The following is a 13302-nucleotide window of genomic DNA, read 5'->3' as shown; positions in this document are numbered from 1 at the left end:
GGTTCTTGCATTCAGCCAAGCAGTCAGCAAATTGCCTCGTGCGCCCAATCATCGACTCTGCAACGTGATCGCCAGGATCGGCGGCTAAAGCGGCGAACCTCGTCCACGAGAAGAATTGGTGTTGTCCTAGCGGCAAGGCAGTATGGATGCAAATGCTGCGATTGCTGGACGGCTCCGAGGATAACCTGCATCCCTGTCGGAAGCAAGCAAACCCTCCCGCAACGCTGTGGATTAACCGGGAACTGTGACTTCCGGGCTCCAGCGAACTCCGTCGCCGACGGTCATCTCAGTGATGGTAAATCCGTTCGCGGCTCCGTACTCAACCGCCTCGGAGGGCAACTCCGGCTCTGTGCTCAGCGCAATCACCGAAGGTCCCGCACCAGAAAGCGCAGCTGCCACGCTATGACGCCGCAACAGCCGCAGATATTCCGCAGAGGCCGGCATCGCCGGGGCACGGTGGGGCTGGTGCAACAGGTCTTCGGTAGCCGCCATCAGCAGACCGGGGCGTTCGGTGAGCGCTACCACCAGCAACGCGGCGCGGCTCACGTTAAACCGCGCGTCGTCGTGGCTGACCTGCGCGGGCAGCAGCACCCGGGTCTCCGCGGTCGACGAGCGCTCCTCGGGAATCGCTGCGAAGAGATGGATATCGGGATGAAGCCGCAGCGGCACCGCCGAATACACATCCCGACCACCACTGCGGTCCGTCCACGACACCACCGCGCCGCCCAGCACCGCGGCCGCCGCATTGTCCGGATGACCCTCGAACTCCGAGGACAGCTGGATCAGCTGGGCCTCGCTCAACGGCGTCGACTCCGTCTGTGCGACAAGACCATTGACAGCCGCGAGGCCCCCGACTACGGCGGCCGCAGAGGAGCCGAGACCGCGGGAATGCGGGATCGCGTTGCGGCAACGCACCACCAGACCCGCGGCGCTGACCCCTGCGGCCCGCAATCCGCGCTGCACCGCGCGCACCACCAGATGGTCGGGGCCCAGCGGTACCTGGTCGGCCCCCTCACCCTCGACCACCACGACCACATCGGAATTTGTTGTCTCGACGGCGATTTCGTCGCAGAGATGCAATGCCAGACCGAAGCTGTCGAAGCCGGGGCCAAGGTTGGCACTGGACGCCGACACCACGGCGCTTGCCACCAGTCCGGCGGGCAGCACTAGATCCGATTGCTGGCGACCCGCCGCGCCCGGCTCCGCCGCGCTTGCGATCCCCACTAGATCCGATTGGTGGCGACCCGCCGCGCCCGGCTCCGCCGCGCTTGCGATCGCCACTAGATCCGATTGGTGGCGACCCGCCGCGCCCGGCTCCGCCGCGCTTGCGATCGCCACTAGGCCAGCCCCAACCTCTCCACAACGGCGACAGCGTCGACAGGCACCGGTGTCACGCTCGGCATATCCTTCAGCGCCGTGTCGGGATCCTTGAGACCATTGCCGGTCACCGTGCACACCACCGTCGACCCGCGAGCCACCCAGCCATCGTCTATGGCCTTGAGTAAGCCCGCGATGCTGGCCGCGGATGCGGGTTCGACGAAAACACCTTCCGCACGGGCCACCAGGTGGTAGGCGGCCAGGATCTCCTCGTCGGTGGCGGCCAGGAAGCGCCCCTTGGATTGTTGCCGCGCCTCGACGGCCGAGGTCCACGAGGCCGGTGAGCCGATGCGGATCGCGGTGGCGATGGTCTCCGGATGGCTCACCGGTTCGCCCAGCACCAGCGGCGCGGCGCCGGCGGCCTGGGTGCCCAGCATGCGAGGAAGCTTGTCGATGAGCCCCTCCTGGTGATACTCGGTGTACCCCTTCCAATACGCGGTGATGTTCCCGGCGTTGCCTACCGGAAGGGCGTGCACGTCCGGTGCGGCGCCCAGCTCGTCGACGATCTCGAACGCCGCCGTCTTCTGACCCTCGATGCGCACCGGGTTGACCGAGTTGACCAACGAGATCGTGGGGAAGTCGGCGGCCATCTTGCGGGCCAGTTCCAGGCAGTCGTCGAAGTTGCCGTCGATCTGGATGATCTTGGCGCCGTGCATAACCGCCTGCGCCAGCTTGCCCATTGCGATCTTGCCCTGCGGTATCAGCACCGCGCACGTGATGCCGGCGCGGGCGGCGTATGCCGCGGCCGAGGCCGAGGTGTTGCCGGTCGACGCGCACAGCACGGCCCGCTGCCCGCGGGCGAGGGCGTCGGTGACCGCCATCGTCATGCCGCGATCCTTGAAGGAGCCGGTGGGGTTGAGACCCTCGACCTTGAGGTGGATCGTGCAGCCGGTCTGTTTGGACAGTCTGGTCGCCGCGATCAGCGGGGTGCCCCCCTCGAGCAGGGTGACCGGCGCCCAATCGTCACCCACCGGCAACCGGTCGCGGTACGCCGCGATCACGCCCGGCCAGGGCTGGCGAGTGGCCGTCCGCGGGGTGCTCATAGGCCGGTTCCTTCCAATCGCAGCACGCTTGTTACGCCTTGCACGGCATCCAAGTCGGCCAGTGCTTCAACGGTTTCCGAGAGTGCCGCGTCGGTAGCCAGGTGAGTGACCACCGCGATCCGGGCTCCCACCCGTTGACCGCCCTCGTCGACCATGCCTTCCTGACGCACCTCGGCGATGCTCACTTCTCGTTTGGCGAATTCTGCTGCCACCGCAGATAATACGCCCGGCCTGTCGGCGACGTTCATGCTGACGTAGTAACGAGTGCTGATGAAACCCATTGGCGCTATGGGCAATTGAGCGTATTTTGATTCACGCGGACCGCGGCTCCTCATGACCCGGTTACGGGCGGCCATCACGAGGTCGCCGGTCACCGCCGATGCGGTGGGCGCGCCACCCGCGCCCTGCCCGTAGAACATTAGCCGCCCTGCGGCTTCGGCCTCGACCACCACGGCGTTGAAGGCACCGTTGACCGTGGCGAGCGGATGACTCAACGGCACCAGCGCCGGATAGACTCGAGCCGAAACCCGTTGCCGCCCTTCGTCAGTGGTGATTCGCTCACAGATGGACAGCAGCTTGATGGTGCAGCCGAGGGCGCGGGCGGATTGGAAGTCGGCGGGGGTGATCTTGGTGATGCCCTCGCGATAGACGTCGTCGGCGGTTACCCGGGTGTGGAAGGCGATGGATGCCAGAATCGCGGCCTTCGCCGCGGCGTCATAGCCTTCGACGTCGGCAGTGGGATCGGCCTCGGCGTAGCCCAGCGCGCTGGCGTCGGCCAGAGCCTTGGCGTAGTCGGCCCCGGTGCTGTCCATTTCGGAAAGGATGTAGTTGGTGGTGCCGTTGACGATGCCGGCCACTTTTAGCACCGTGTCACCGGCCAGCGACTGGGTCAGCGGGCGGATGACCGGGATGGCGCCCGCGACCGCCGCCTCGAAATACAGATCGACATGGGCGTTTTCAGCGGCTTGCGCCAGCTCTCCGGTGGACGTGGACAGCAGGGCCTTGTTCGCCGTGACGACGGACTTGCCGCGCTCGAGCGCGCCCAGGATGGCCTTGCGAGCGGGCTCCACCGGTCCCATCACTTCCACGACGATGTCGACGTCCTCGCGCGAGACGAGTTCGTCGATGTCGTCGGTAAGCAGCTCAACCGGCACGCCGCGGTCGGCGGACACGCGGCGTACCCCGACGCCACGCAGCACCAGTGGGGCACCGACGCGGGCCGCGAGATCCTCGGCACTCTCGTTGATAATCCGGACAACCTCGCTACCGACATTGCCCAACCCGAGTACCGCCACGCCGACCCGCTTTTCGTCACCGGGCACCGGTCACCTCACTTCCAGACTCAGCAGGTCGTCGACCGTCTCCCGGCGCAGGATCAGGCGGGCCTGGCCCGCTCTTACCGCGACCACGGCGGGGCGGCCGATCATGTTGTAACGGCTCGACAGCGAATAGCAGTAGGCGCCGGTAGCGGCCACCGCCACCAGGTCGCCGGGCTCCAGGTCGTCGGGCACCCACGCGTCGCGCACCACGATATCGCCGCTTTCGCAGTGCTTTCCGACGATACGAGCCTGCATGGCAGGGGCATCGCTGACTCGCGAGACCAGCCGGACGTCGTATTGCGCATCATAGAGCGCCGTACGGATGTTGTCGCTCATGCCGCCGTCGACGCTGATGTAGCGTCGGTTGGCGGTGGCGCTCACGTCGACGTCCTTGACGGTGCCGACTTCGTACAGGGTGACGGTGCCCGGTCCGGCGATGGCGCGCCCGGGCTCGACCACCAGCCTGGGCGCCGGCAGGCCCACGGCCGCTGACTCGTTGCTCACGATGGCGCTCAGCATGGCCGCCAGCTCGGCTATCGGCGGCGGGTCGTCGGGTGGCAGATACGAGATACCTAGGCCGCCACCGAGATCGACGGTTGCGATCTGCGCCGTCTTTTCGACGCCGAACTCTTCGACGATCTTGTGCAGCAGACCGATAACCCGGTGTGCGGCGAGTTCGAAGCCGTCGACATCGAAGATCTGCGACCCGATGTGGCTGTGCAGCCCGACCAGTCGCAGGTGATCGGTGGCGAATATCCTCTGCACTGCCGCCATCGCCGCACCGCTGGCCAGCGAGAGCCCGAACTTCTGGTCTTCGTGTGCGGTGGAGATGAATTCGTGGGTGTGCGCCTCGACGCCGACGGTGAGGCGCACCAGGACATCCTGCACGACGCCCGCCTCCCCCGCGATGGCGTCGAGCCGCTCGATTTCGATCATCGAGTCCAAGACGATCTGGCCGACGCCGGCTTTGACCGCGGCGGTCAGTTCCGCTACCGACTTGTTGTTGCCGTGAAAGATAATTCGCTCCGGCGGAAAGTTTGCGTGCAGCGCGACGGCAAGCTCGCCGCCGGTGGACACGTCGAGCGAGAGGCCTTCTTCGTTGATCCACCGCGCAATTTCGCTGCACAGGAAGGCCTTGGCAGCATAGTGCACATTGGCCCCGCCGCCGAATGCCGCGGCGGTCTCTTTGCACCGAGAGCGAAAGTCGTCCTCGTCGACGACGAACAGCGGAGTTCCGTACTCCTGGGCAAGATCGGTCAGCTTGATCCCGGCTATGCGGGCCACTCCGGTCTCGTCGCGAGTGGTGTTGCGCGGCCAGACATTCGGCGCCAGCCGCAGCAGGTCTTCGGCCGACTGTGGCCGCGGCGGGCTTTCGACGTGACGGGTCTCTTCGGCGTGCCACGGGCAGGCGGGATGGACGTTCACATTCGCTCCGGTGCGCTGACGCCGAGTATCGCCAGCCCGTTGGCGATCACCTGGCGGGTGGCCTGGCACAGTGCCAGGCGCGCGGTGTTTAGTTCGGTGGGCTCCTCGTCGCCCTGCGGCAAGACGCGGCACGAGTCGTAGAAGCGGTGGTAATCGCCGGCGAGGTCTTCCAGGTAACGGCAGACCCGGTGTGGTTCGCGCAGCGACGCCGCCGTTTCGAGCACCCGTGGGAACTCGCCGATGGTGCGCAGCAGCGCGCCCTCTTTGTCGTGGGTGAGCAGCCGCAAGTTTGCGGTGTCGGGGATCAGGCCGAGCTCGGCGGCATTGCGCGCCAACGCCGAGAGCCGGGCATGCGCGTATTGCACGTAATAGACTGGGTTTTCGTTCGACGCCGACGACCACAGCGCTAGGTCGATGTCGATCGGGGTGTCCACCGAGGAGCGGATCAGGCTGTAGCGCGCGGCGTCGACCCCGATCGCCTCGACCAGGTCGTCGAGGGTGATCACGGTGCCCGCGCGCTTGCTCATTCGGAGCGGCTGGCCGTCGCGGACCAGGTTGACCATCTGCCCGATGAGCACCTCGACGGTGTCCGGGTCGTCGCCGAACGCGGCGGCCGCGGCCTTAAGCCGGGCGATGTATCCGTGGTGGTCGGCGCCGAGCATGTAAATACACAGGTCGAAACCGCGTTGCCGCTTGTCCAGGTAATAGGCAAGATCACCGGCGATATAGGCGGGCTTGCCGTCGCTCTTGATCACGACGCGGTCCTTGTCGTCGCCAAAAGCGCTGGTGCGCAACCAGGTTGCGCCATCTTTCTCGTAGATGTTGCCGGACTCGCGGAGGCGCGCGATGGCCTGGTCGACGCGGCCGCTGCTGTGCATCGAGTCTTCGTGGGTGTAGACGTCGAAGTCGGTGCCAAACTGATGCAGCGACTCTTTGATGTGGGCGAACATCAGGTCGACGCCGATTTCGCGGAAGGTCTCGCGCATCTCGGCATCGGGCAGGTTCAGCGCGCCGGGCGCCTTGCGGAGGATCTGCGCGGCGATGTCGGTGACATAGGTGCCCGCATAGCCGTCGACCGGGGTGGGCTCGCCCTTGGCCGCTGCGATCAGGGAGGTGGCGAACCGGTCGATCTGGGCGCCGTGGTCGTTGAAATAGTATTCGCGCACCACGTCGGCGCCCTGCGTTGATAGGAGCCGGCCCAGCGCGTCGCCGACAGCGGCCCAGCGGGTGCCGCCGATGTGGATCGGTCCGGTCGGGTTGGCCGAGACGAACTCCAGGTTGACTTTGTGGGTGGCCAGTAGCTGCGAGTGACCGTAGGTGTCGCCGGCGTCGATGACGTTGTCGACGACCTTGGCCTGTGCCGACGCCTCAAGACGCATGTTGATAAAGCCCGGTCCGGCCATCTCCGCTTCCGCGATGCCGTCGGCGTTCGTGAGTGCCTCGGCGAGCCATCCGGCAAGCTCTCGCGGGTTGGTGCCGACCTGCTTGGCGAGCTGGAGCGCCAGGTTGCTCGCGTAATCGCCGTGTTCGGGGTTGCGCGGGCGTTCCACCGTGACCGTCTGCGGGAGCGCGGACGCGTCGAGGCCATGCGCGGCCAGCACCGCGGCAGCGGTGGTTTTGAGCAGCTCAGCCAGGTCGGCGGGGGTCACGAACGTCCATCCTATGGGCTGAGGTACTCCCGCCTCGAATCCATTGCCGTGGTCAGGCCGCGACCTCGATGCGCTACTCTAGGCGGGCCCGATGGCGCAGCATGGTGACAATGCGCCCCCGTAGCTCAGGGGATAGAGCGTCTGCCTCCGGAGCAGAAGGTCGCAGGTTCGAATCCTGCCGGGGGCACCATCTGACCAGCGCAGATGCAAACCCGCGCAATATCTGCGCAACAAGCTGGCGTGGCTCCGAATGAATTGGAGCCCAACCATGACCCTCACACCCCGTTTCTGCGCCCACGCCGACAACCAACGGCGACGAGAGCCGCTGCCCGTGCGCGCCGCTGATCCGGCTCCGCGAAGCCCACGATCATCTCGCCGCCGCCCGGCAAGCCGTGGCAGCCGCCAAGCAACACTTGGACGGCGCCCGCCGCACCCGCGCCATAGAGCTGGACGCCCGCACCGTCGCCGCCCTGAACGTGTGCACCCGGCTGGCCACCGTCGTGAAGGGTGACATTCGCGAACACGACGGTGTGCCGCCGCGGGTGCTGCTGGACTACGCCCGCCAAGAAGTCGAGGCCCGCCTCGTCGACACCGCCTACGCCGACCTGCCGGCGCCGCCCGGCGCCACCTGGGTCGGCAGCTGGGGCCCACGGCGATGCGTTGGGGGTGCTCGACCGCGCACCAAGCCCCGAGCAGGCAGCGCGGATGTCTTTGGCGGCGATTCAATCAGCGCTCAAACGTGGTGGGCGCCAACGTAACGTAGCCGACCGCGCCACAGAGATCCACGCCACGCTGCGCACCTGATCAACTGACCGCTCCGGCCCCCGTCAGTGCCGCGTTGGCGGCCACCACCCGTACCACCGTGGCCATCATCGCCGAACTCAACCGCCAGATCAGTGACCTCGAGGCCACCCTGGCACAGCATTTTGAGACACACCCGGACGCCGACATCTACCTCTCCCTGCCAGGACTCGGTGTCATCCTCGGCGCCCGGGTGCTCGGTGAGTTCGGGGACGACCCGAACCGGTACACCGACGCCACGTCTAGCAGAAACTACGCCGGCACTTCACCGTTGACCATTGCCTCAGGCAACAAACGCGCGGTACTGGCACGCCACGTTGCGAAACCGCCGTCTGTATGACGCCATCGACCGATGGGCGTTTTGCGCCCCATCCACCAGCCCCGGCGCCCGCGCGTACTACGACCAGCGCCGCGCGGCCGGGAACACCCACCATCAAGCGCTCCGCGCCCTGGGCAACCGTCTCGTGGGCATCCTGCACGGCTGCCTGACCCACCACAAAACCTACGACGAAAACACCGCCTGGGCGCACCGCACCGCGGCCGCGGCTTGACGACTTACCACCGTCGGATGTCTAGAACCATACGGTTGTGCACGATTCTCCCGCCGTGCGTCGCCGGCGTGCAGCTCTCAGAGCGCTATTCGCGCTGAGTTTCGTGATGGCGAAAGGTGTCTCAGTGCAGGCACCAACCAGTGATAGCATTGATATCAGGAGGTGGCGCACATGCCAGATGTATTGATCAGGGGTTTGTCAGAGGCCGCAGTTGCTCGTATCGACGCCGACGCCGCGGCTCGTGGGCTTTCGCGCAACGAGTATCTACGCCGCAGACTCGAAGCCGATCGATCGCCCTCCGCAACGCCAGCCCACCTCACGATCGAAGATCTGCGCCGCGCCGCTGAAGCCGTCAAGGATCTCAACAACCCGCAGCTAATGGAGGCTGCGTGGCGGTAACCACGTGGCTCATCGACAAGTCTGCATACGCCCGCCTGGCAGAGTCCCCCGATGCACAGGTATGGATCGACCGTATTGACCGCGGCATGGTGCGAATCAGCACCGTGACCCGACTCGAAATTGGGTACTCGTTTCGCACCGCGGCGCAAGCACGCACCGAATCCGTCTCACCTCCGCTTGCCCTCATGCCGGTCGAATACCTAAGCCCGGCAGTCGAAAATCGCGCGGTCGAGGTGCAGCTACTGCTGGCCGATCGCGGCCAGCATCGTGGACCATCGATCCCTGACCTATTGGTCGCGGCCGCCGCCGAGGTATCCGGCCTCACAGTCCTGGCCGTGGACAAAGACTTTGAACTCATAGCACAGATCACGGGGCAACCGATCGAGCGCCTGCGCCTCGCCACGTAACGCAAATGTCCTCGGGGGTACTCCAAGTCCTCACGCAGACCAGTCGTTGTCAATTCGTTGAGGAACACCGCCAAGGCGACCGTGCTTGCCCCGACACCAAGCTGCTTGCCGACTTCCGCAGTTGAGTGACTGTTGGCGCAGAGCCGTTTTGCTCGTTCGACTAGTTCCGGCGTCATCTTCAGCTGACCGCGGACGGCCACGCCCTCCCGCTCCAGGTGTGCCGCGACCGTGTGGCGATGCATCTTGTACCTGCAAGCGGAACTAGCGCGGACGCGCCGAACCGGCACTCTTCCGCCAGCTTGGCGCGGTGAGCGGGGCTGGGCTTCTGGTTCATGCGGTAACGCGCCGGATCTACCCCTTTGACCTGCATTAATACGGGTTTGACATCGTCGAACACATCACCCGCTCTACCGCATGAGCTTGACAAATGGAGTGTTTTGTTTGGAAAGCGCTTCACGAAGGGGCACCATCTGAGCAGCGAAAACGCCCGAAACGGGTCGCTTGATCTGGTGTCGCGCGTTGGCACGCCAGTTACTGCACCTCGAATTAGGTCGTACCACAAAACGTTTCGCACAAGCGCTGGGTTGCGCGCCGACAGGGCTCGGTACTGGCCATGGCCAGCAAAGGCACGGCTGGCGGGCGCCGAGGATGGGGATCGAGCTTTCACCCGAGAAAACGCTCATTTCCCCCCCACATGGCATGCGACGCGATTAAGCTCATTTTTCCTTGACGCGCGTCAAGTACCTGCGCAGCCCGCAGCGAGTCGAAGGGGAGATGGCCATGTCGTTCTTACTCGCGGAGCCGGACTTGCTGACGGCGGCGGCCGGCGATCTGGCCGGTATTCGCTCGGGCCTGAGCGAAGCCGCTGCCGCCGCAGCAATCCCCACGACTGGGCTGGCGGCCGCGGCCGCGGATGAGGTTTCGGCGGCGATCTCGCGACTGTTCGGCGCTTACGGTCAGCAATTCCAAGCGCTGAACGCCGAGGCGGTAGCATTTCATGCCGAGTTTGTGAACGTGTTGAATGGCGGCGCGGCGGCCTATGCCGCTGCCGAGGCCGCCAACGCGGCGCCGATGCAGGCCCTGCTCGACGCGGTGAATGCGCCCGCCCAGTCGCTGTTGGGACGCCCGCTCATCGGCAACGGCGCCGACGGAGCGGCGGGTACCGGATCAAATCCCGGCGGAAACGGCCAGCCCGGTGGAATTTTGTACGGCAATGGCGGAAACGGCGGGGCCGGCGGACCCGACGGCGGGGCCGGCGGTAGCGGTGGGGCGGCCGGGTTGATCGGCAACGGAGGTGCCGGTGGTGCTGGAGGTGCGGGAGGGGCAGGCGGCGCTGGCGGTGCCGGCGGAGCCGGCGGACTGCTGTATGGGAACGGCGGGGCCGGAGGCAATGGGGGTACTACCGCCGCCGCCGGAGGGGCCGGTGGCAACGCTGTACTCTTCGGCAACGGCGGCAACGGCGGAAGCGGGGCTTCCGGCGGCACCGCCGGCCACGCCGGACTGGTGGTCGGCAACGGTGGCAATGCGGGGGCCGGGTCCGGGCTGGCCGGCGCGGACGGCGGGTTGTTCGGCAACGGAGGTGCCGGTGGTTCCAGCGCCACGAAGGCTGGCGGCGCCGGCGGAAATGCCCTGTTCGGCAATGGCGGGAACGGCGGTGACGCCGGCGTGGCCGCGATTTCGGACCCTCTCGCTAGCACGGCCGGTGGAGCCGGCGGAAATACCCTTATCGGGAACGGTGGTGCCGGCGGTGCCGGTGGCGTCAACGTCATCGGCGCCGGCTCGGCCGGCGGGGCCGGTGGCAGTGTCGGCCTCTGGGGTTTCGGCGGTGCCGGCGGTGCCGGCCATGCCGGCACGACAGTTACCTCCGTCGGCATGAACGCCGGCGACGGCGGCCGGGGCGGCAACGCCGGGCTGCTGTTCGGCGGCGGCGGTGCCGGTGGGGCCGGCGGCACGGGTGGGGATACTTCGTTTCCTGGGGTCAGCGCGGGCGCCGGCGGCAGTGGGGGTGCCGGCGGAGACGCCAGCCTGTTCGGTAACGGTGGCGCTGGTGGGGCCGGTGGTGCTGGTGGCGCCGCCGACACCCTCGCCAATGCCGGCGGTGCCGGCGGTGCGGGCGGGCGGGGTGGTGCCTCCGGGCTGTGGTACGGCAACGGTGGGTCCGGCGGGGCCGGGGGCAACGGTGGGGCCGCTACGGGCGCAGGCAACTCCGGTGCCGGCGGTGCCGGCGGAAACGGCAGCAATGCCTTCTTCATCGGCCACGGTGGGGCCGGCGGGGCGGGCGGTACTGGTGGGGACAGCACCCTGTCCATCGCCGCCGGTAACGCCGGTGTGGGCGGTGCCGGTGGACACGGTGGTGCTGGCGGGGCCCTGTACGGCAACGGCGGGGACGGTGGGGCCGGTGGCATCGGCGGAAAGAGCGCTGACCACCCCGCCGGTACCGGCGGAGCCGGCGGAAACGGCGGCAGCGGCCAATTAATTGGTAACGGTGGCCACGGTGGGGCCGGGGGTACCGGCGGGGCGTCAACTGTAACGCTCACCGGCGACGGCGGCGTGGGCGGTGCTGCCGGAAACGGCGGCAACGCCGGACTGCTGTACGGCAACGGCGGGAACGGCGGCCGGTGGGGGCGGCGGCGCCACCAGCGCCACCTTAAGCGGTAAAGGCGGGGCCGGGACCAACGGCGGTACCGGAGGCAACGCCACCTTGATCGGTGACGGCGGAAACGGTGGCGCAGGCGGCGCCGGCGGCGCCGGCCCCACGGTCGGGACCAACGGCAACGGCGGTAGCGGCGGTACCGGCGGGCTGTTGTTTGGCAAAGGCGGCACAGTCGGTCCACCTGGCGCGGCAGCGGTCGCCCTCCCCAGCCTGAGTGCCAGCCTTCCCATCGTCGGGCCCTATGAAGACCTGATCACCAACACGGTCGCCAACCTGCAGAGCATCGGCACTACCTGGCTTGCTGACCCGGCGCCATTCCTGCAGCAATTCCTCACCAACCAGTTCGGCTACGGTCAGCTGACCCTGACGGCGTTCACCGATGCCACCAGGGACTTCGCTATCGGGCTGGCCGGTATTCCGCCGAGCCTGCAATCGGCTCTCGAAGCCCTGGCGGCGGGCAACGTCAGCGCCGCGGTGAGCGACGTGTTGGGGGCGGTGGTCAAGGTCTTCGTCAGTGGTGTTGACGCGAGTGACTTGTCGAACATTCTGCTGCTCGGTCCCGTGGGAGACCTGTTCCCCATCCTGAGCATCCCCGGACTCACGGCGCAAAACTTCACCAATGTGATCACGACGCTCACGAGCACAAACCTCGCCTTCACGATCACGCTTGATCCTCCCGGCGGGGTAATGACCATTGGATTGCCGCTGGCGATCACCCTTGACGCTCTGGGTTCGCCGGTCACCACGGCGATGGCGTTGGGACAAAGCACGACAGCGTTCATCACTGCCGTGGAGGCCGGAGACCTGCCGGCGGCAGCGAGCGCCCTGGTCGGTGCTCCCGCCAACATCGCCAACGGCTTTCTCAATGGCGAGGGCAATATCCCGTTAGCGCTACCTCCGTCGACGACGGCGGGAATTCCGGTGACCGTCAACATTCCAGTCGGAGGCATTATCTCGCCGCTGCGGCCCTTAACGGCGACGATAGCGGCACCACCGCCTATCGGGACACTTAACCTGACGCTCGGCGGCACGCCTGCCGGTGGCATCATTCCTGCACTGCTGAACTACGCGCCGACACAGCTCGCGAAGGCAATCGGCGGCTAGTTGCGACGTGGTCGTCGACCATTGCCATCGACGGCCATCACGACTCCCACGCCAACCGCGGCGCGTCGGTATACGACCACGGTGACGGCGCTGATCGCACTGTTGAGCACTGGGATAGGGATTTGGTGGGTGATCGATCCCGGCTCGTTCGCCGCTTCGTCGGATTCGGCGACCATGAGCATTTATGCAGGACGTCGGTCCCCAGCCCAGTGTCCGCGCAACGCTGCTGCTCGCGCTGATCTGGTCAATGCGTTGGCCACGGCGATCGCCGGATTCTTCGTAGCCAACATGTCCACACCGTCAACCCGACGGGTTTGTCCCGTTGGGTGCGGTGTTCGTCGGTGAATGTCATTGGCACCCAGGCCTTGCGGAGGTGCCAGACCAGGTAGCAGGCGAGCATGCAGATCAGCACGTGGGCTTTGGCGCGCTCGTTGAGGCGGTGGTGAATGAGTCGCAGGCCGAGGTCGTCGGTCTTGATGATGCGAAAGTCGCATTCGATGTTGCCGAGGTTCTTGTAGCTTTCGACGACCGCGGCGGGGTCGAGGGCAACCCCATTCGCCCACGATGCGCCGTC

General features: G+C 66.7%; 8 protein-coding genes, 1 tRNA gene and 3 pseudogenes. 6 read left to right on the top strand and 6 right to left on the bottom strand.

The features are described 5' to 3' along the window. Positions 1-231: 231 nt before the first annotated feature. The 5 genes from thrB to argS all read right to left on the bottom strand — a co-directional run bounded on the left by thrB (position 232) and on the right by argS (position 6813). Positions 232-1167 (bottom strand): homoserine kinase, encoded by a 936-nt coding sequence (gene thrB, locus G6N24_RS04725; RefSeq protein WP_085158688.1) that lies wholly within the window; start codon positions 1165-1167, stop codon positions 232-234. A 170-nt stretch (positions 1168-1337) separates the two neighbouring features. After that, entirely contained in the window at positions 1338-2420 is a 1083-nt protein-coding gene (thrC, locus tag G6N24_RS04715) for a threonine synthase (protein ID WP_085158690.1), read from the bottom strand. Beyond that, on the bottom strand, positions 2417-3742 hold the full coding sequence (locus G6N24_RS04710) for a homoserine dehydrogenase (protein ID WP_085158692.1): 1326 nt from the start codon (positions 3740-3742) through the stop codon (positions 2417-2419). The genes thrC and G6N24_RS04710 overlap by 4 nt, the downstream gene beginning before the upstream one ends. Before the next feature lie 3 nt (positions 3743-3745). Next, positions 3746-5164: a diaminopimelate decarboxylase gene (lysA, locus tag G6N24_RS04705; RefSeq protein WP_085158694.1), complete on the bottom strand. Its 1419-nt coding sequence runs from the start codon at positions 5162-5164 to the stop codon at positions 3746-3748. Further along, positions 5161-6813 carry an arginine--tRNA ligase gene (gene argS / locus G6N24_RS04700; RefSeq protein WP_085158696.1) on the bottom strand — a complete coding sequence of 551 codons (1653 nt, stop codon included), beginning with the start codon at positions 6811-6813 and terminating at the stop codon, positions 5161-5163. Before argS ends, lysA begins: the two co-directional genes overlap by 4 nt. Before the next feature lie 114 nt (positions 6814-6927). Between argS and G6N24_RS04695 the strand changes: the two genes are divergently transcribed. From G6N24_RS04695 to G6N24_RS23970, 6 genes and pseudogenes are all read left to right on the top strand, one after another. Beyond that, positions 6928-7003 (top strand) — tRNA-Arg (locus tag G6N24_RS04695). A 202-nt stretch (positions 7004-7205) separates the two neighbouring features. Continuing rightward, complete coding sequence (locus tag G6N24_RS04690; RefSeq protein ID WP_163745361.1) at positions 7206-7571, top strand: hypothetical protein; 366 nt, start codon at positions 7206-7208, stop codon at positions 7569-7571. Then, a pseudogene (locus G6N24_RS04685) lies at positions 7468-8165 on the top strand (transposase); the annotation flags it as partial. The gene G6N24_RS04690 and the pseudogene G6N24_RS04685, both read left to right, overlap by 104 nt. 171 nt (positions 8166-8336) lie before the next feature. After that, on the top strand, positions 8337-8564 hold the full coding sequence (vapB, locus tag G6N24_RS26050) for a type II toxin-antitoxin system VapB family antitoxin (RefSeq protein WP_085161011.1): 228 nt from the start codon (positions 8337-8339) through the stop codon (positions 8562-8564). Continuing rightward, complete coding sequence (locus G6N24_RS04680; protein ID WP_085161013.1) at positions 8555-8971, top strand: PIN domain nuclease; 417 nt, start codon at positions 8555-8557, stop codon at positions 8969-8971. The genes vapB and G6N24_RS04680 overlap by 10 nt, the downstream gene beginning before the upstream one ends. Before the next feature lie 780 nt (positions 8972-9751). Then, a pseudogene (locus tag G6N24_RS23970) lies at positions 9752-12728 on the top strand (PE domain-containing protein). A 307-nt stretch (positions 12729-13035) separates the two neighbouring features. Here the strand turns inward: G6N24_RS23970 and G6N24_RS26045 are convergent. After that, positions 13036-13272: pseudogene (locus G6N24_RS26045) on the bottom strand (IS1634 family transposase); the annotation flags it as partial. Positions 13273-13302 lie beyond the last annotated feature (30 nt).

Origin of the sequence: Mycobacterium lacus (genome assembly GCF_010731535.1) — a bacterium.
GTDB lineage: Bacteria > Actinomycetota > Actinomycetes > Mycobacteriales > Mycobacteriaceae > Mycobacterium > Mycobacterium lacus.
Note: the sequence above shows the minus strand (reverse complement) of the source record. Positions and strands in the feature narration are given on the sequence as shown.